This window comes from Microbacterium sp. (genome assembly GCF_031178525.1).
In the GTDB taxonomy this organism is placed as follows: Bacteria; Actinomycetota; Actinomycetes; order Actinomycetales; family Microbacteriaceae; genus Microbacterium.
This window is the reverse complement of the sequence record NZ_JAPSJA010000005.1, coordinates 1-17,799: the sequence shown is the minus strand read 5'-3', so window position 1 is coordinate 17,799 and position 17,799 is coordinate 1. Positions and strand designations below refer to the sequence as shown.

The 17,799-nt window shown below is 69.5% G+C and carries 18 protein-coding genes; 1 reads left to right on the top strand and 17 read right to left on the bottom strand.

The features are described 5' to 3' along the window. Positions 1 to 9: 9 nt before the first annotated feature. The 6 genes from nrdR to RIF89_RS00955 all read right to left on the bottom strand — a co-directional run bounded on the left by nrdR (position 10) and on the right by RIF89_RS00955 (position 8,447). The gene (gene nrdR, locus RIF89_RS00980) at positions 10 to 480 is read right to left on the bottom strand and encodes a transcriptional regulator NrdR (RefSeq protein ID WP_309066328.1); all 471 of its coding nucleotides are present in this window, start codon (positions 478 to 480) and stop codon (positions 10 to 12) included. A gap of 24 nt (positions 481 to 504) precedes the next feature. Continuing rightward, positions 505 to 1,824: a histidinol dehydrogenase gene (hisD, locus tag RIF89_RS00975; protein WP_309066329.1), complete on the bottom strand. Its 1,320-nt coding sequence runs from the start codon at positions 1,822 to 1,824 to the stop codon at positions 505 to 507. 4 nt (positions 1,825 to 1,828) lie between these two features. Further along, positions 1,829 to 3,112: a hypothetical protein gene (locus tag RIF89_RS00970; RefSeq protein ID WP_309066330.1), complete on the bottom strand. Its 1,284-nt coding sequence runs from the start codon at positions 3,110 to 3,112 to the stop codon at positions 1,829 to 1,831. Positions 3,113 to 3,225: 113 nt separating this feature from the next. Then, positions 3,226 to 6,744 carry a DNA polymerase III subunit alpha gene (gene dnaE, locus RIF89_RS00965; protein WP_309066331.1) on the bottom strand — a complete coding sequence of 1,173 codons (3,519 nt, stop codon included), beginning with the start codon at positions 6,742 to 6,744 and terminating at the stop codon, positions 3,226 to 3,228. 76 nt (positions 6,745 to 6,820) lie between these two features. Beyond that, the gene (locus RIF89_RS00960) at positions 6,821 to 7,870 is read right to left on the bottom strand and encodes a hypothetical protein (protein WP_309066332.1); all 1,050 of its coding nucleotides are present in this window, start codon (positions 7,868 to 7,870) and stop codon (positions 6,821 to 6,823) included. Continuing rightward, positions 7,845 to 8,447, bottom strand: a complete 603-nt coding sequence (locus tag RIF89_RS00955) for a sigma-70 family RNA polymerase sigma factor (RefSeq protein WP_309066333.1) — start codon at positions 8,445 to 8,447, stop codon at positions 7,845 to 7,847. The genes RIF89_RS00960 and RIF89_RS00955 overlap by 26 nt, the downstream gene beginning before the upstream one ends. A gap of 69 nt (positions 8,448 to 8,516) precedes the next feature. Here RIF89_RS00955 and RIF89_RS00950 point away from each other — a divergent pair, with 69 nt between their 5' ends. Continuing rightward, a complete protein-coding gene (locus RIF89_RS00950) occupies positions 8,517 to 8,999 on the top strand; it encodes an NUDIX domain-containing protein (protein ID WP_309066334.1) in 483 nt (160 codons plus the stop codon). A 6-nt stretch (positions 9,000 to 9,005) separates the two neighbouring features. Here RIF89_RS00950 and RIF89_RS00945 read toward each other — a convergent pair whose 3' ends face one another. The 11 genes from RIF89_RS00945 to RIF89_RS00895 form a co-directional block, all read right to left on the bottom strand. Beyond that, the gene (locus RIF89_RS00945; protein ID WP_309066335.1) at positions 9,006 to 9,584 is read right to left on the bottom strand and encodes a GNAT family N-acetyltransferase; all 579 of its coding nucleotides are present in this window, start codon (positions 9,582 to 9,584) and stop codon (positions 9,006 to 9,008) included. 40 nt (positions 9,585 to 9,624) lie between these two features. Then, positions 9,625 to 10,545 (bottom strand): RluA family pseudouridine synthase, encoded by a 921-nt coding sequence (locus RIF89_RS00940; protein ID WP_309066336.1) that lies wholly within the window; start codon positions 10,543 to 10,545, stop codon positions 9,625 to 9,627. Positions 10,546 to 10,547: 2 nt separating this feature from the next. Continuing rightward, positions 10,548 to 11,054, bottom strand: a complete 507-nt coding sequence (gene lspA / locus RIF89_RS00935) for a signal peptidase II (protein ID WP_309066382.1) — start codon at positions 11,052 to 11,054, stop codon at positions 10,548 to 10,550. Positions 11,055 to 11,102: 48 nt separating this feature from the next. Next, the gene (locus tag RIF89_RS00930) at positions 11,103 to 11,666 is read right to left on the bottom strand and encodes a DivIVA domain-containing protein (protein ID WP_309066337.1); all 564 of its coding nucleotides are present in this window, start codon (positions 11,664 to 11,666) and stop codon (positions 11,103 to 11,105) included. A gap of 144 nt (positions 11,667 to 11,810) precedes the next feature. Continuing rightward, positions 11,811 to 12,110: a YggT family protein gene (locus RIF89_RS00925; RefSeq protein WP_309067310.1), complete on the bottom strand. Its 300-nt coding sequence runs from the start codon at positions 12,108 to 12,110 to the stop codon at positions 11,811 to 11,813. A gap of 6 nt (positions 12,111 to 12,116) precedes the next feature. Beyond that, complete coding sequence (locus tag RIF89_RS00920) at positions 12,117 to 12,593, bottom strand: cell division protein SepF (protein ID WP_309067309.1); 477 nt, start codon at positions 12,591 to 12,593, stop codon at positions 12,117 to 12,119. A 43-nt stretch (positions 12,594 to 12,636) separates the two neighbouring features. Beyond that, positions 12,637 to 13,332 (bottom strand): YggS family pyridoxal phosphate-dependent enzyme, encoded by a 696-nt coding sequence (locus RIF89_RS00915; protein ID WP_309067308.1) that lies wholly within the window; start codon positions 13,330 to 13,332, stop codon positions 12,637 to 12,639. A 14-nt stretch (positions 13,333 to 13,346) separates the two neighbouring features. Further along, positions 13,347 to 14,486 carry a cell division protein FtsZ gene (gene ftsZ / locus RIF89_RS00910; protein WP_309067307.1) on the bottom strand — a complete coding sequence of 380 codons (1,140 nt, stop codon included), beginning with the start codon at positions 14,484 to 14,486 and terminating at the stop codon, positions 13,347 to 13,349. A gap of 162 nt (positions 14,487 to 14,648) precedes the next feature. After that, entirely contained in the window at positions 14,649 to 15,608 is a 960-nt protein-coding gene (locus RIF89_RS00905; RefSeq protein ID WP_309067306.1) for an FtsQ-type POTRA domain-containing protein, read from the bottom strand. A 1-nt stretch (position 15,609) separates the two neighbouring features. Beyond that, on the bottom strand, positions 15,610 to 17,010 hold the full coding sequence (gene murC / locus RIF89_RS00900) for a UDP-N-acetylmuramate--L-alanine ligase (protein ID WP_309067305.1): 1,401 nt from the start codon (positions 17,008 to 17,010) through the stop codon (positions 15,610 to 15,612). A gap of 12 nt (positions 17,011 to 17,022) precedes the next feature. Continuing rightward, positions 17,023 to 17,799, bottom strand: a 777-nt coding sequence (locus RIF89_RS00895; RefSeq protein WP_309067304.1) for a glycosyltransferase, incomplete at its 5' end; no start/stop codon positions are given.

Sequence of the window (17,799 nt, the reverse complement as noted above, 5' to 3'; positions counted from 1 at the left end):
ACTGCCAGGCTACCGGTCGGAGCCCGGCGTCCCGGCATGGTCTGCGCGCAGCTCGCTGATGGCAGCCTCGAAGTCCTCCAGCGAATCGAACTCCTGGTACACGCTCGCGAAGCGGAGGTACGCGACCTCGTCGAGCTCGCGGAGCGGGCCGAGGATCGCGAGGCCGATCTCGTTGGTGTCGAGCTGCGAGACGCCGGTCTGACGCACCGCCTCCTCGACCTTCTGCGCGAGCACGGCCAGATCCGCCTCTGTGACGGGACGGCCCTGGCACGCCTTTCGCACTCCGGCGATCACCTTGTCACGGCTGAACGACTCCATCACACCGGAGCGCTTGATCACCATGAGACTGGCGGTTTCGGTGGTCGAGAATCGTCCGCCGCACTCGGGGCACTGCCGCCGGCGGCGGATCGACAGACCGTCGTCGCTGGTGCGCGAGTCGATGACGCGAGAGTCCGGATGCCGGCAGAAGGGGCAGTGCATGATCTCTAAGCGTACGCGCTGCGATCAGCGCGACCCCGGATTCCCCTGGAAGCGGGCTTCGATGGCCTCCCCGTGCGCGGGAAGGACCTCGGCCTCGGCGAGGGCGACCACCCCCGCCCGCACCTCGGCGAGAGCGGCGTGGTCGTACTCGATCACCTGTTGCGGGCGCAGGAACGTGTAGGCGCCGAGTCCGGGCGCGTACCGGGCCTGCCCGCCGGTGGGGAGCACGTGGTTGCTGCCCGCCATGTAGTCGCCCAGGCTGACCGGCGTCTGGTCGCCGACGAACACCGCCCCCGCGCTGGTGAAGTGTGCTGCGGCCGACGCCGCGTCCGCCAGGTGCAGCTCGAGGTGCTCCGGGGCGTACGCGTTGCTGAACGCCTCCGCGGCCGCCCGGTCGTCCACGAGCACGATCGCGGACTGGGGGCCCTCGAGCGCGGCAGCGACGCGCTCCCGGTGGCGGGTCGCGGCGGCGAGCTCGGCGACGTCAGCGGCGACGCGCTCGGCGAGCTCGGCCGAGTCGGTGACGAGCACGGCGGACGCCTGTTCGTCGTGCTCCGCCTGGCTGATGAGGTCCGCGGCGATGAGGCGCGGGTCGGCTCCGGCATCCGCGACGACGAGGATCTCGGTCGCGCCCGCCTCGGAGTCGGTGCCGACGACGCCGGCGACCGCACGCTTCGCGGAGGCGACGTAGTTGTTGCCGGGCCCGGAGACGACGTCGACGGGGTCCAGCCCCAGTGAGGCGACGCCGTGCGCGAGGGCGCCGATCGCGCCCGCGCCGCCCATAGCGTAGATCTCGTCCACGCCGAGCAGCGCGGCCGCGGCGAGGATCGTCGGGTGGACACGACCGCCGTGCTCGGCCTGCGGCGGCGATGCCAGGGCGATGGCGGTGACCCCGGCGACCTGCGCGGGCACGACGTTCATGATCACGCTGGACGGGTAGACGGCCTTGCCACCGGGGATGTACACGCCGGCTCTGGTCACCGGCTGCCACCGCTGGCGGATGCGCGCACCGGGGCCGATGTCGGTGACCTGCGGGGCGGGCACCTGTGCCGCCGAGGCCTGCCGCACCCGGTCGATCGCCGTCTCCAGGGCTGCGCGCACCTCGGGATCGACGTTGGCGAGCGCTTCGGCGAGGTGTGCGGCGGGAACCCGGATATCGTGACCGCTCACCCGGTCGAAGCGCTCCGCCTGCTCGCGCAGCGCGTCCTCCCCGCGCCGGCGCACGTCGTCGACGATGCGGGTCGCCGCGTCCAGCGCCTCGGCGCGCGCCTGCGTCGCACGCGGGACGGCTGCGAGCATGCCGGCGCGGTCCAGGTTCTTGCCGCGGAGATCGATGGTGCGCACGCACTCAGCCTTTCGTGACGTCGGTGATGTCGTGGAGGTAGCCGATGCGGCCGTCGTCATGGCGCACGACGTATGCGCCGCCGCGGTCCTCGATCGCGAGGGCCCAGGCCGTCGGGCCGATCCGGAACAGCGGGCGACCGTTCTCGTCGAGGACGTCGCGTTCGGTCGGCACCAGGATCCAGAACGGTGCGGGCTGTCCATCCGTCTCGGGGTCGCGTGCCGTGCTGCGACGCGAGTACGACGGCGCGTAGTCACCGGGCGACACCGTCGTGGACGTGCCGGTGTCGCCGCCGGAGGCGTGCGACGAGACCGGGAGGCGTGCGCCGTTCTCGTCGGCGTCGCCCTTGTCGACGTCGCTCCTGTCCGCGTCGACGGCGTCGTTGTCGGAGTCGAGTGCGTCGTCGTCGCCGTCCTGGATGACCATCGTCGTCTCGGTGTCCATCCGCGGCTGTGCCGCGGCGGGCGCCTCGTCGTCACCCGGCTGGGCCGGTCGCGCCGGCTCCTCGAGAGTCGGCGCGATGAGCTCGTGCACGTCGCCGATTCCGTCGTCCAGCACCGGGTGCTCACGCGTCAGGTCGTCGGCGGGCTCATCGGCATCCGTGTCCGGGTGGACAGGAGGGGCTGCCACCGTCGCGGGCGCAGGCTGCGCGGCGGCGGCCGGCTTGTCGGGGCGAGGGCGCGCGATCACCGGACGGACGGGATTGGCGTTGCGGTGCGCCAGGGTCTCAAGTCGTCCGTGGAAGTCCTCACGCAGACCGGGGATCAGCGGTGCCGCGACGGTGAACGTCACCAGCGCGAGCATCAGGAGCGTTTCGAGGATCGGCACCCAACCCGCCAGGTACTGCTCGAACTCGATCGAGCGGGCGATGCCCGCCCACAGCGCCTGCAGCCAGATCACGGAGGCGACCGAGAACGCGACCGACGCGAACTGGTCGATGCCGAGCGAGCCGACCCGGCGGATGCCGTCTGGAGAGAAGCGACGCAGCACGACGAGGAACACGGCCGCGGTGGGCACGCCGATCGACAGCACCCACGCGATCCCCTGCGACCACACCGACGAGCCGCCGGGCACGACCGGGAAGAAGCTTGCGATGAATGCGAGCGCCCACGCGCCGACGATCAGCAGTTCGCGCAGCGTGAGACCCAGGATCCCGTACTCGGGCTGGACCTGCTCCTCGTAGAGGATGCCGTCCGCGGCGGGATCCTGGTCCGCCCGCGTCCCGTCCGTCGGCGCGTCGGCGGCGGGCACGCCGGCATCCGGCTCGTCGCTGGTCCATTCGGTGCTCATCGGAGCAGTCCTTTCATCGCAGTCGGGTCCGCGTGCGAAACCCGATCCTACCGAGCCAGTCCGGGAGCCGCCCGGGACACGACTTGGGCGGTCAGCCGAGACAGCCGGGATGGTCAGCCGAGGCAGCTGGGCCCGAGCAGCGACTTCAGATCCCCGAACAGGTCGGCCGACACCTTCACCGGCATGGGCACCTCGAACACCTTCGCGGTGGCACCGCGGTGCACGCGCAGCATGACTTCGGTGTCGCCGGCATGACGTCGCAGCACGTCGGCCAGGTCGGTCATGACCCGCTCGGTGGCCCGCTGCTCGGCGACGAGCAGCGACAGCGGACCGGCGGCATCGAACGAGCCCACATCGGGCGCGAACGCCGACTGCGCATGCAGGTTCAGGCCGTCGTCACGTCGCGACACCCGGCCGCGGACCGCGAGGATGGCATCCTGCTGCAGCACGTGCTGGAACTCGGTGTAGGTCTTGCCCATGAACATGACCGTCACCTCGCCGTTGAAGTCCTCGACGGTGATCATGCCGTACGGGTTGCCGCTCGCCTTCGCGACCCGGTGCTGCACGCTGGTGACCAGGCCCGCGACGGTGACCTGGTCGCCGTCCTGCAGGTCTTCGGAGGTGAGCAGGTCGTTGATCGAGATCGACGCGTGCTTCGCCAGCGGCACCTCGAGACCCGCGAGGGGGTGATCAGAGACGTACAGGCCGAGCATCTCGCGCTCGAACGCCAGCTTGTCCTTCTTCGTCCACTCCGGCCGGTCGGGCACCTTCGCGGGCGGCGCCTCCTCCATCTCGTCGTACAGGCTGTCGAAGTCGAAGCCGATCGCCCCCTGGGCCTCGTTGCGCTTGCGGTCGACGGCCGCCTCGACGGCATCCTCGTGGACCTCCATCAGCGCACGACGGGAGTCGCCCATCGAGTCGAACGCGCCTGCCTTGATCAGCGACTCGACCGTGCGCTTGTTGGCGACGTGCAGCGGCACCTTGTCGAGGAAGTCGTGGAACGAGGTGAACGGGCCGTCCTTGCGGGCGGCGACGATGCCGTCGACCACGTTGCCGCCCACGTTGCGGACGGCGCCGAGGCCGAAGCGGATGTCCTCCCCCACGGCGGCGAAGAAGTTGATCGACTCGGAGACGTCGGGCGGCAGCACCCGGATGCCCATGCGGCGGCATTCGTTGAGGTAGAGCGCCATCTTGTCCTTGGAGTCGCCGACGCTGGTCAGCAGCGCCGCCATGTACTCGGCGGGATAGTGCGCCTTGAGGTAGGCGGTCCAGTACGACACCAGGCCGTACGCGGCGGAGTGCGCTTTGTTGAACGCGTAGTCCGAGAAGGGCAGCAGGATGTCCCACAGCGCCTTGATCGCGGCCTCGCCGAAGCCGCGCTCCTTCATGCCGCCCGAGAAGCCCTCGTACTGCTTGTCCAGCTCGGACTTCTTCTTCTTGCCCATCGCTCGGCGCAGGATGTCGGCCTGTCCGAGGCTGAACCCGGCCACCTTCTGCGCGATCGCCATGACCTGCTCCTGATAGATGATCAGGCCGTAGGTGGTGTCGAGGATGTCGCGCAGCGGCTCCTCGAGCTCGGGATGGATCGGTGTGATGGGCTGCAGCCCGTTCTTGCGGAGCGCGTAGTTGGTGTGCGAGTTCGCACCCATCGGGCCCGGCCGGTACAGCGCGATGACGGCGGAGATGTCCTCGAAGTTGTCCGGCTTCATCAGTCGCAGCAGCGAGCGCATCGGGCCACCGTCGAGCTGGAACACGCCCAGCGTGTCGCCTCGTGCCAGCAGGTCATACGCGGCGCGGTCGTCGAGGTCGAGGTGCTCGAGGTCGAGCTCTTCGCCGCGGTTGGAGCGTATGTTGTCGAGGGCGTCGGAGATGATCGTGAGGTTGCGCAGCCCCAGGAAGTCCATCTTGATCAGGCCCAGCGACTCGCACGCCGGGTAGTCGAACTGCGTGACGATCTGGCCGTCCTGCTCGCGGCGCATGATCGGGATGATGTCCAGCAGCGGCTCGGACGACATGATGACGCCGGCGGCGTGCACGCCCCACTGCCGCTTCAGTCCCTCGAGGCCGACGGCGCGGTCGAAGACGGTCTTCGCCTCCGGGTCGGTCTCGATGAGGGTGCGGAACTCGCTGGCCTCCTTGTACCGCGGATGCTGCGGGTCGAACATGCCGTCCAGGGGCATGTCCTTGCCCATCACGGGCGGCGGCATGGCCTTGGTGAGGCGCTCGCCCATGCTGAACGGGAAACCCAGCACGCGTCCGGCATCCTTGAGCGCCTGCTTGGACTTGATCGTGCCGTAGGTGACGATCTGCGCCACCCGCTCGGACCCGTACTTCTCGGTCACGTACTCGATGACCTCGCCACGGCGGCGGTCGTCGAAGTCGACGTCGAAGTCGGGCATCGAGACGCGGTCGGGGTTCAGGAAGCGCTCGAAGATGAGGCCGTGCTCGAGCGGGTCGAGATCGGTGATCCGCATCGCGTAGGCCACCATCGAGCCGGCGCCGGAGCCGCGGCCGGGGCCGACGCGGATGCCGTGGTCCTTGGCCCAGTTGATGAAGTCGGCGACCACCAGGAAGTAGCCCGGGAACCCCATCTGCAGGATGATGCCGGTCTCGTACTCGGCCTGCTTGCGGACCTTGTCGGGGATGCCGTTCGGGTACCGGTAGTGCAGCCCCTTCTCGACCTCCTTGATGAGCCAGCTGTCCTCCGTCTCGCCGTCCGGCACCGGGAAGCGCGGCATGTAGTTGGCCGAGATGTTGAACTCGACCTCGCAGCGCTCGGCGATGAGCAGCGTGTTGTCACAGGCGTCGGGGTGATCGCGGAACAGCTGCCGCATCTCCTGCGCGGTCTTGATGTAGTAGCCGTCGCCGTCGAACTTGAACCGGTTCGGGTCGTCGAGAGTCGAGCCGGACTGCACGCACAGCAGAGCGGCATGAGCATCGGCCTCGTGCTGGTGCGTGTAGTGCGAGTCGTTGGTGGCGACCAGTGGGATGTGCAGATCCTTGGCGAGCCGCAGCAGATCGGTCATGATCCGGCGCTCGATGGACAGGCCGTGGTCCATGATCTCGGCGAAGTAGTTGTCGCGGCCGAAGATGTCCTGGAACTCGGCCGCCGCCGCGCGCGCCGCGTCGTACTGGCCGAGGCGCAGGCGGGTCTGGATCTCGCCGGACGGGCAGCCGGTCGTCGCGATCAGGCCCTTGCTGTACGTCTGCAGCAACTCGCGGTCCATGCGCGGCTTGAAGTAGTACCCCTCCATGCTGGAGCGGGAGCTCAACCGGAACAGGTTGTGCATGCCCTCGGTGCTCTCGCTCCACATGGTCATGTGGGTGTAGGCGCCGGAGCCGGACACGTCGTCGCTCTTCTGGTCTGGCGAGCCCCAAGCGACGCGCGACTTGTCGCTGCGGTGCGTGCCGGGCGTGACGTACGCCTCGAGGCCGATGATCGGCTTCACGCCGGAAGCGTTCGCGGCCTTGTAGAACTCGAAGGCCGCGAACGTGTTGCCGTGGTCGGTGACCGCGATGGCCGGCATCCCGTAGTCGGCCGCCGCCTGGGTCATCGCGTTGATCTTCGCGGCGCCGTCCAGCATCGAGTACTCGCTGTGGACATGGAGGTGCACGAAGGAGTCGGATGCCATGGTTCGAGTCTACGAGGGGGGCCGACATCGGCGGGGCTCACACCGGTCAGGCGGGCGGACGAAGCCTCACGCCGCGTCAAGGCACCGGCACGAATGTCGGGATCGCATCGACAACCGTGACGTACACCCGGCTGGACCAGCGGTCGTCATCGAGTCCGCCTCGGCCCACGATCAAGCCCTGTGCGGTGTCGACATCGACGGTCTGCATCCAATCGCTCTCGCCACCCTCGGGGAAGGCGATCGTCGTGATGTCGCCGTCGACGCGCTCCACGCGTGCACCCTCGACCAGCGCGAGCGCCTGGAACATCGCGGCTCGGAGATCTGCCGGCGCCAGGTTGAAGCCGACCGGATCGCCGAGCTGCGGTGGGGCGCATTCCGAGAGGTACTCGTACGACGAGTTGTCCAGCCACTCTACGAGTGCGCGCGGATCGCGCGGCATCTCGTCGTAGTAGCAGGACAGCGCGTTCCGCGCGAACTGGTGGACGTCGGCCGGATCGACACCCTCGGCGCCGACGCCGGTCACGCCGTGGAGACCCCCCGGATACACCTCGACGCGCGTGCCGAACTCGAGCTGATCGACGGCGTTCTTCGCCGTCCCGGCGTCGGGACCGGAGATCTCGAGCAGTTCCGTGGATTCGCCGTAGTCCTCGACCCAGTCACCGGAGCGGTCGGCGGGCACGTACAGCGACCGGGACTGGCGCACCACAGCGGTCGTCGCCGAATCCTGACTGTCCCAGTAGCCGCCGTCGGGACTGGTCTCGTCCGCGCGCCAGCCGAGGCGTTGCGTCGACACCTCCTGAATCCGGAGGTACTGCCCCGGCGCCGGGTCGAGGACCGTCGCCGAGAGCGTCGCCTTCGCCGCCGCATTCAGCGCCTCCGCTGCCGATGCGCTCGATGTTGCGGGCGGCGCGATCACCGACCCCACCACGATCGCCGTGACCGCCGTTCCGGCCACGAGACCGCCGATGCCGACACCCGCCCAGGCATGCCTACGGCGCCGAGCGTGGGCGGGGCGCGTCGCACGCGTCACTTCGTTCATGAGCGTCCGCCGGGCGACTGCGACCGTCTGCTCCGACACCTCGTTCTCTGCTGCGCCGATCTCACGCACGCGTTCCATAAGCGACATCGCTCTCCTCCTTCGCCATCCAGGTCAGCCGGGTCGCCGTGTGCGAACCCGGAGGTGCGAGCTTGCGCCGGACACGGTTCAACCGCGACCTGACCGTGCCGATGGGTATGCCGAGCGCGATGGCGATCTGCTCGTAGGTGAGGTCCGCCCACGCATACAGCAGCAGGGTGTCGCGGTCGCGCGACGCGAGCGCCGCGATGCGCGGCGCAAGCGAACGCACAGCGGCATCCGCGTCCAGTCGCTCGTCCGCCGCGCCGTGCACGCTCTCCGGCTGCGGCGACGCACCTGCCGCCGCCTGGAACGATCGCCACTGCCGGGCCTCATCGGCTCGATGCTTGCGGACGATCCGCGTGGCGATGCCGAGCAGCCACGGCAGCGCTGATCCGACGCTCCGATCGAAGGCGGCGCGTTTGTTGAACGCCACCAGGAACGTCTCGCTCAGCGCATCGTCGACGGCATCCGGTCCGACCCGTCTGCGGATATAGCCGCCGACCGGCCGGACGTGCCGCTCGAAGATCGTCGAGAAGGCCTCTGGCTCGTCGATCGACCGGGCGATGATGTCGCTGTCTGTGCTCACACTCTGTATTGCCTTCGCGCCGGAATCCGGTTCACGGCACTTCGATCGATCGCCGATACGCTGAATCGTATGCCCACCCCCGAGTTCGTCCTCCGTCTCCGTGAGCGCGTCGGTCACGAACCGCTGCCCCTCGTGGGTGTGACGGCCGTGGTGTTCCGCGACGAGAAGGTGATGCTCGGCCGGCGTGCCGACAATGGCGCGTGGCAGCCGATCGCCGGCATCGTCGAACCCGGCGAGGAGCCGGCGGACGCCGCCGCGCGGGAGTGCCTGGAGGAGGCCGGGGTGGTCGTGTCCGTCGACCGGCTCGCGCTGGTTCATCGACTGCCTCGCGTGACCTACGCGAACGGCGACCAGGTGGACTACCTGGATCTCGTGTTCCGGTGCAGCTGGGTCTCCGGCGACCCGCGCCCGGTCGACGGCGAGCTCTCCGAAGTGGGCTTCTACGACCTCGCCGCGATGGGCGATCTCGACCAGTCCGAGGTGCGCAGGATCGCGCTCGCCGTCGCCGAGGACGACCCGGCACACTTCCGCGGCGGACGCGTCAGGCGCTGAGAGCCGTCACCCCTTGCGCAGATCCAGCCGCATGAGCACGCGCGGGAACCCGCTGAGCACGGATCCGGTGTCGGCCGCCTTCACGAAACCCGCCCGCTCGAACAGCGCTCGGGTGCCGACGTACGCCATGGTCAGATCCACCTTCTCGCCACGGTTGTCCACCGGGTACCCCTCGACAGCCGGAGCCCCGCGCTCACCGGCGTAGGCCACGGCGCCGTCGATCAGCGCATGCGTCACGCCCTGCTTGCGATACCCGGGCCGGACCCGGAAGCACCACAGCGACCAGACGTCGAGATCGTCGACGTGCGGGATCAGCCGGTTGCGCGCGAAACTCGTCTCACGACGCGGATGCAGGGCCGCCCAGCCGACCGGCTCGCCATCGAGGTACGCGATGACGCCGGGCGGCGGATCCTGCGCACACAGCTCGCGGACCTTCTCGGCCCTGGCCTCTCCGCGCAGGGCGAGATTCTCCTTGCTGCCGAGGCGGTAGCTCAGGCAGAAGCAGACGTTCGAGGTCGGCTTCTTCGGGCCGACCAGCGTGGCGACGTCCTCGAAGACCGTCGCGGGCCGCACCTCGATACTCATGCCGAAAGTGTGCCACCGGCATCCGACATCCGGGGCCGAATCAGTCGCCGCGCAGGAGCCGCAGCGCGTGCTGGAAGTCGTCCGGGTAGGGCGAGGTGAACTGCACCCACTCCCCCGTGGCCGGGTGGGCGAAGGCGAGCTGATGCGCGTGCAGCCATTGACGGCTCAGACCCAGCCGGGCCGACATGGTCGGGTCGGCTCCATACAGCGGGTCGCCGACGCACGGATGCCGGTGGGCCGCCATGTGCACACGGATCTGATGCGTGCGTCCGGTCTCGAGATGGATCTCGAGCAGCGAGGCGCCGGGGAACGCCTCGAGCGTCTCGTAGTGGGTGACCGACGGCTTGCCGTCGGGGGTCACCGCGAATTTCCACTGGTGGTGCGGATGCCGGCCGATGGGCGCGTCGATGGTTCCGGCGAGCGGATCGGGGTGCCCCTGCACCACCGTGTGGTAGATCTTCTCCACGGTGCGGTCCTTGAACGCATGCTTCAGCGCCGTGTAGGCCGACTCGGTCTTCGCGACCACCATCAGGCCGCTGGTGCCGACGTCCAGCCGGTGGACGACGCCCTGTCGTTCCGGCGCGCCACTGGTGGCGACCCGGAAGCCGGCCGCGGCGAGGGCTCCGACCACGGTCGGGCCTTCCCAGCCGAGCGAGGGGTGCGCGGCCACGCCCGTGGGCTTGTCCACCACCACGATGTCGTCGTCATCGTGGACGATGCCGAGCTCAGGCACGGCGATCGGGACGATGCGGGGCTCCTCCTTCGGCTGCCAGCTCACCTCGAGCCAACCGCCGGCGCGGAGCCTGTCCGACTTGCCGAGCACGACTCCGTCGAGGCTGACCCCGCCGGCCTCCGCGACCTCCGCGGCGAAGGTGCGCGAGAACCCCAGCATCTTCGCCAGCGCGGCGTCCACGCGCGTGCCGTCGAGACCGTCGGGGACGGGCAGTGTGCGGTGATCCACCGTCAGCTCTCCTGTGCGGCATCCGCCGGCGCGACGTGATCGCGCTCGCGGGTGCCGTCGAGCCGCAGCCCCATCACGACGAGGAGCGCGACGACGATCATCCCGCAGACGATGAAGATGTCGGCCACGTTGAAGATCGCGGGCATCATCCAGGGCATGGAGATCATGTCCACCACGTGACCGACGGCGAAGCCCGGCTCACGGAACAGTCGGTCCGTGAGGTTTCCGAGTACGCCGCCCAGCAGGCAGCCGAGGACGACCGCCCAGATGCGCGAGCGGATGTCGAGCGCCTTCCAGACGATGATGACCGTCACGACCGCCAGCGCGATGGTGAAGATCCATGTCATGCCGGCGCCGATCGAGAACGCTGCACCCGAGTTGCGCACGAAGTGCAGTTGCAGGAACTCGCCGAGCACGGGCACGGCCTCGTTCTCGGGCAGATTCTGCACCGTGAGGTGCTTCACAAACTGATCGGCGGCCAGCACGATCGCCGCGAGAACCGCGACGATGGCACCGGCCGCCGACCGACGAATGGGGCGACGTCCTGCCAAGACGACCTACAGGCCGATGGCGGACACCGGGGTCGCGTCGCTGGACGAACCCTTCTGGTCCAGCTCGCGCAGCTGACCCTCGATCAGCGCGCGCAGCTTGCCGCGGTAGTCGCGCTCGAACTCGCGGAGCTCGGTGATGCGACCCTCGAGGGTGTTGCGCTCGCGCTCGAGACGAGCGGTCTCCTCGCGCTGCTTCGCCTCGGCCTCGCTGCGGATGCGGCTGACCTCGGCCTCCGCCTCCTCGATGAGCTGCTTGCGCTTGGCCTCGCCCTCGGCGACGTGCTCGTCGTGCAGACGCTGGGCGAGCTCGATGATGCCGGCGGTGGCGCTGGTGGCCTCCACGGGGCCCGAGGCGGCCGGGGCAGCGGGTGCGGCGGCGGCCGCGGGGGCGTTCTCACCGGACTCGTACGCGGCGAGCTTGGCCTTCAGCTCGTTGTTCTCCTCGATGGTCTTGCGCCATTCAACGACGATCTCGTCGAGGTAGTCGTCGACCTCTTCCGGGTCGAAGCCGTCCTTGAAGCGGACGTGCTGGAACTCCTTGTGGACGACGTCATCCGGGGTCAGTGCCATGTGAGGCTCCTCTTTCGATGAGTTCGGTGGCCAGTCGTTGAGAGATGGCGCGTGGTTCGTTCGACGCGAACCCGGGGCGCGCGCCTGGGAGCCAAGCATAGTCCCCCAGTCTGTGCGACGCGATGTCGCACTGAGGTGCTCGACTCAGGTGACGGCGCGGACGATGGACATCAGGATCAGCACGCACAGCATCGTCAGCGCGAAGCCGAAATCGAGTGCGAGCGTGCCGATGCGCAGCGGCGGGATCAGACGGCGGAAGAAGCGGATCGGCGGATCCGTGACGGTGTACACCGCTTCGGCGGCGACCAGCCCGAAGCCCTGGGGGCGCCATCCCCGGTTGAACAGCGGGATGTATTCCAGGACCAGCCGTGCGATGAGCACCACGATGTAGAGAGTCAGCACCAGTTCGACGATGCCGCCGATGATGCTGAGAACAGAGCCCACCGCGGATCAGGAGTGATCGAACGAGGCGGAATCCGCCTGCGCAATGGTGCCTTGACCCGAGACGGCGATGTTCTCGGGCGAGAGAAGGAAGACCTTGCTCGTCACGCGCTCGATGCGCCCGTACAGACCGAGCGACAGGCCGCTGGCGAAGTCGATCAGACGGCGAGCGTCAGCATCGCTCATCTGCGAGAGGTTGATGATCACCGGTACGCCCTCGCGGAAGTTCTCGGCGATCACCTGAGCATCGCGGTACTGCTTGGGGTGCACGGTGAGGATCTCGTTCACGGTGCCCGCGGCAGGCTGGCGGACCTCAACGGGACGGCGCAGCGGAGTGACGGGTGCCGGCGGCTGCTCGTCGCGCTCACGATCGCGATCGCGCTCACGGGAGGCGCGCGCGGGTGTCGCGGCGGGCTGCTCCTCGTACACCTCTTCCTCATCGGCGAGGCCGAGATACACCATGGTCTTCTTCAGCGGGTTACCCATCGTGTCCTCCGTGTCGAACTGTCGGGCTGGTCTGGTTGAAAGGTTAACCCCGGTCGGGGCGGGGTCCTGTGATTGCCGAGCCGATCCGCAGGTGTGTCGCACCCGCGTCGATCGCCTCGGCGAAGTCGCCGGTCATCCCGGCGGAGATCCACGTCGCATCCGGTGCGATGCGGCGGATGCCGTCGGCCACCGCGCGCAACCGGGCGAATGCCGGAGCGGGCGGTTCGTCCAGTGGTGCCACAGCCATCACGCCGCGCAATCGCAGAGTGTCGAGCTCGAGGATGCGTTCGGCCAGCGCACCGGCCTCGTCCGGCGCGACGCCGCCGCGGCCGGGATCCTGCGTGAGGTTCACCTGGACGAGCACGTCGAGCGGATGCAGGTCGGCAGCGGCCCGGTGCAGCGCCTCGGCGAGCTTGACGCGGTCGACCGAGTGGACGGCATCCGCATCGCGTCGAATGGCGGCGGCCTTGTTGGTCTGCGCCTGTCCGATGTAGTGCCACCGCAGCTGATCGAGGCCGGGCCCGTGCGCGTCGCGAAGGGCGGCGCGTTTCGCCGTCAGCTCCTGCTGCCGGTTCTCGCCGACATCGGTGACCCCGAGCGCGGCGAGCTCCTGCACGAGCTGGGCGGGGTGGAACTTGGTCACCACGATGCGGGTGATCTCGCTCGCATCCCGATCGGCCCGGCGGGCGGCGTCGGCGATCTGCTCATCGATCGCCGACAGCCGCTCCTGCAGACTCACGGGCCCGCGTTCGCTCACCTCAGGAACTCGGGGATGTCGAGGTCCTCGTCGGCGAACGCCGGGTCGATGCTCGACGACACCGGCGCGGGGGCCGCCGGCCTGGCCGGCTCGGGCTTGCGCTCGGGCTCATCCTCCTCAAGACGAACCTCGGGCAGCGGGGTCGCGGCGGGGCGCTCGACGACCATCGGCTCCAGCTTCGTCGCGGGCTGGCCGCCGTCGAAGCCGGCAGCGATCACCGTGACCCGGACCTCGTCGCCGAGCGTGTCGTCGATGACCGTACCGAAGATGATGTTCGCCTCGGGGTGAGCGGCCTCCTTGACGAGGTCGGCGGCGTCGTGGATCTCGAAGATGCCGAGGTTGGACCCGCCCTGGATCGACAGCAGCACGCCGTGCGCGCCCTCGATCGAGGCTTCGAGCAGCGGCGACTCGACGGCGAGCTCGGCCGCCTTGATCGCCCGGTCTGCACCGCGCGCCGAGCCGATGCCCATCAGTGCGGATCCTGCTCCCTGCATCACCGACTTCACATCGGCGAAGTCGAGGTTGATCAGCCCCGGCGTGGTGATCAGGTCCGTGATGCCCTGGACACCGGCGAGGAGAACCTGGTCGGCGGTGGCGAACGCCTCGATCATCGAGATGCCGCGGTCACTGATCTCCAGCAGACGGTCGTTGGGGACGACGATGAGGGTGTCGACCTCTTCCTTCAGCTTGGCCACACCGGCCTCGGCCTGGCTCTGCCGGCGGCGCCCCTCGAAGGAGAACGGCTTGGTGACGACACCGATGGTCAGAGCGCCGATCGACTTCGCGATGCGCGCCACAACGGGAGCACCGCCGGTGCCGGTGCCGCCGCCCTCTCCGGCGGTGACGAAGACCATGTCGGCTCCGGTCAGCGCCTGCTCGATCTCCTCGGCGTGGTCCTCGGCGGCGCGACGGCCGACCTCAGGGTCGGCGCCCGCGCCGAGCCCGCGGGTGAGCTCGCGACCCACGTCGAGCTTGACGTCGGCGTCGCTCATCAGCAGCGCCTGCGCATCGGTGTTCACGGCGATGAACTCGACGCCGCGCAGGCCGAGTTCGATCATGCGGTTGACGGCGTTGACGCCGCCACCGCCGACGCCGACGACCTTGATCACGGCGAGGTAGTTCTGGTTCTGGCTCATGGCCGGCCTCCGTTATTCGAGCCTGACGAGGGATAAACCTTAAACCTCAAGAAGAGGGTTAAACTATTTCCCGGTATTGCGTTCTTTGATCGACGGTAGGCCAGCGGGCCCCGTCCGCTCGCAGCGACACGGCGTGTCGTGGCGATCCCCGATGATGCGTGCTCAGCCGACGACGGCGACCGAGGGCGAGGAGACGTCGAAGGTGCGCGCGTCCGGTGCGGCGGCCATCACCTTGACCAGAGCCGTGGCCTTCTTGACGGAGTTCTCGGCGCTGCCCCAGATCACCGTGCGGTCCCCCTGCAGACTGAGCGTGACGTCGTCCGCTGAGGTGGCCCGCACGCCGACCACGGTGGCGCGCAGGTCGGCCGGAAGAGTGCGGACGACCATCCCGGCGCTGCGGAATGCCGCCGAGTCCCTGCCGCCCGAGATCTCGAGCAGCGGCTGCCCCTCGGGCGCCTGCTCGGTGGTGGCCAGCACGACGCCGGCAGCATCGACCAGTGAGAATCCGGCGTCCGATCGGATGACCCCGATCGGGGTTCGCTCGACGATGCGCACCAGCAGTTCGTGCGGCGGACGCGCCTCCAGCGCGTAGGACTCGATGATGGGGAAAGCGACGAGGGCGGATTTCACCTCGCTCGCGTCGACGAGCGCCAGCGGGGTTCCCAACTGCGCGCCGAGCGCCTGCTCCACAGCCGCGGGATCGAGGCTCTCCGCGCCGGCGACGGTGATCTTCTCGACCGCGAACAGCGGACTGTACGCGGCCACCACGCTGCCGACCACGAGCGCGAGCACGGCTCCGAGCGTTCCCCACCACAGCATCCGTCGCCGGCGCGAGCGCTGGGTGAAGCGGCGGATCTCGGCGCGCAGCGCCTTGCGACGCGCCCTCGCCGCCCGCCATACGTCGACGCTGCTCAGCTCCCGCTCGACGTCCTTCACCTCGACGACCTGCACGTCGACCGGCGCCGTGTCCGCCGCCCCGCCCGCCGGCGGCGTCGCGACGGCATCCCGATCGCCGACGACCGCCTCGGGCGGGTCGGCCACGACGGCGCGGCGCCCACGCCGGGCAGGCCGGTCTCCCTCGGGCTCGTCCGCCGATGCGGGCAGCGGTGCCGGGCGTCGCATGTCAGGCTCCGGGAGTCCGCCGAAGGGAATCGAGCACCTGCGGGATGATCTGGTAGACGTTGCCGCATCCGAGGGTGACGACGTAGTCGCCGTCTTTCGCGACCTGCGCCGTATAGTCGGCGGCGTCCTGCCAGTCCGGCACGTAGTGCACCTTCGCGGGGTCGGAGAACGCGCCGCTGACCAGTTCGCCGGTCACGCCGGGAACCGGGTCCTCCCGCGCGCCGTACACGTCGAGCATGACCGTGTGGTCGGCGAGTTCTTCGAGAACCTCGGCGAACTCGCGGAACATGTGCTGCGTGCGCGAGTACGTGTGCGGCTGCTGGATCGCGATGATGCGGCCCTCACCGGCGATGCTGCGCATCGCCTCGAGCGCGGCGCGAACCTCGGTCGGGTGATGCGAGTAGTCGTCGTACACCTCTACCCCGCGGGCCTCGCCGTGCCGCTCCAGCCGGCGAACCGTGCCACCGAACCCCTCGACGGCGCGGACGGCGTCGGGCAGGACATGGCCGAGGGTGAGCAGCACCGCGACGGCGCCTGCCGCGTTGATCGCGTTGTGGGCGCCGGGCACCTGCAGCTGCATGCGCGCCGACTCGCCGCCGTGCACGAGGGTCGCGGAGACGGGCCCGCGTGCGACGATGTCGTCGATGCGCAGCCCGGCATCCGCCGTCTGGCCGAAAGTGAGAACGTTCGGATGCCGGAGGCCTGCCCGAACGCGCTGCGCGCCAGGGTCGTCGCTGGAGATCACCACGGCCTCGGACGCCTCGTTCCCGAACCGCACGAAGGCGTCGTAGAAGGCGTCCTCCGAGCTGAAGAAATCGAGGTGATCGGGGTCGACGTTCGTGATCAGCGCGATCGCGGTGTCGTAGAGCAGGAAGGTCCCGTCGGACTCGTCCGCCTCGATGACGAACAGCGGATCGGCGCCTGTCGCACTCGACGTGCCGAGCTGCTCGATCACGCCGCCGTTGACGAAACTGGGGTCGGCGCCGAGCGCCTGGAGCGCGGTGACGAGCATGCCGGTCGACGTGGTCTTGCCGTGCGCGCCGGCGACCGACACCAGCCGGCTTCCGCCGATGAGCCAGTGCAGCGCCTGCGAACGGTGGATCACGTGCAGACCGCGCTGCTTCGCCGTGACGAACTCCGGGTTCTCGGGCCAGATGGCTCCGGTGTGCACAACCGTGTCGGCTTCCCCGAGGTGGGCGGCATCATGGCCGACGTGCACGACCGCTCCGGCCTCTGCCAGCGCGCGCAGGTTGTCGCTGTCGGCGCGGTCGGAACCCGACACGCGGATGCCGGCGTCGAGGAACATCCGGGCGAGCCCGCTCATGCCCGAACCGCCGATGCCGATGAAGTGGGCGCAGCGGATGGTTTCGGGGATCGGGAGAGAGAGGTCGGGTCTGATCATGTCGCGTTCAGTCTACTTTCCGCCGGTGGCGGCCCTGTCCGCGACGGCCCTGTCGACGAGCGCGACGAGGTCCTCGGTGCCGGTGCGCGTACCGACCTCCGCGGCTGCCGCGGTCATGCGCGCGAGCCGCTCAGGGTCGCCGAGCAGCGGGATCACCCGGGTGCGCACCGCGTCGCCGTCGAAGGCCGCATCGTCGAGCAGGATGGCGGCGCCCGCCTCGACGGCGGAGGCCGCGTTGAGTCGCTGCTCGCCGTTGCCGACGGCATAGGGCACGTAGACGGCGGGGATGCCGAGTGCGCTCACCTCGCTGACGGTCGCCGATCCCGATCGGGAGACGACCAGGTCGGCGAGGGCGAAGGCGAGATCCATCCGGTCGACATAGCGGCGCAGGGTGTATCCGGGCACGCCGGGGTCGGCCAGTTCGCTGCGCTCCCCCGTCACGTGCAGCAGCTGCCAGCCCGCGGCGAGCACGTCGGCCCACGAGTCGGCGAGCGCGTCGTTCAGCCGCTGCGCGCCCAGCGAGCCGCCGAACACGAGGAGCACGGGCCCGTCGGCATCCAGCCCGAATTCCGCCGCCGCCTGCGCCCTCAGTGCCGTGCGATCCAGGTCCACGATCTCGCGGCGCAGTGGCATCCCGACGACCTCCCCCCGCGCGAGCGGGGTGCCGGGAAACGCGACCCCGACGGCCGCAGCGCGCCGGGCGCCGAGCACGTTGGCCAACCCCGGCTTCGCGTTCGCCTCGTGGACGACGAAGGGCACGCGCTCGCGCGCCGCCGCCACGTAGGCGGG

Excerpts from the sequence above, each read along its gene's own strand:
- RIF89_RS00960 (WP_309066332.1), bottom strand. The coding sequence starts at position 7,870 with ATGTCGCTTATGGAACGCGTGCGTGAGATCGGCGCAGCAGAGAACGAG.
- RIF89_RS00905 (WP_309067306.1), bottom strand. The coding sequence starts at position 15,608 with ATGCGACGCCCGGCACCGCTGCCCGCATCGGCGGACGAGCCCGAGGGA.
- ftsZ (WP_309067307.1), bottom strand. The coding sequence starts at position 14,486 with ATGAGCCAGAACCAGAACTACCTCGCCGTGATCAAGGTCGTCGGCGTC.
- RIF89_RS00930 (WP_309066337.1), bottom strand. The coding sequence starts at position 11,666 with ATGGCACTGACCCCGGATGACGTCGTCCACAAGGAGTTCCAGCACGTC.
- RIF89_RS00970 (WP_309066330.1), bottom strand. The coding sequence starts at position 3,112 with ATGAGCACCGAATGGACCAGCGACGAGCCGGATGCCGGCGTGCCCGCC.
- murC (WP_309067305.1), bottom strand. The coding sequence starts at position 17,010 with ATGATCAGACCCGACCTCTCTCTCCCGATCCCCGAAACCATCCGCTGC.
- RIF89_RS00945 (WP_309066335.1), bottom strand. The coding sequence starts at position 9,584 with ATGAGTATCGAGGTGCGGCCCGCGACGGTCTTCGAGGACGTCGCCACG.
- dnaE (WP_309066331.1), bottom strand. The coding sequence starts at position 6,744 with ATGGCATCCGACTCCTTCGTGCACCTCCATGTCCACAGCGAGTACTCG.
- RIF89_RS00920 (WP_309067309.1), bottom strand. The coding sequence starts at position 12,593 with ATGGGTAACCCGCTGAAGAAGACCATGGTGTATCTCGGCCTCGCCGAT.
- RIF89_RS00950 (WP_309066334.1), top strand. The coding sequence starts at position 8,517 with ATGCCCACCCCCGAGTTCGTCCTCCGTCTCCGTGAGCGCGTCGGTCAC.
- nrdR (WP_309066328.1), bottom strand. The coding sequence starts at position 480 with ATGCACTGCCCCTTCTGCCGGCATCCGGACTCTCGCGTCATCGACTCG.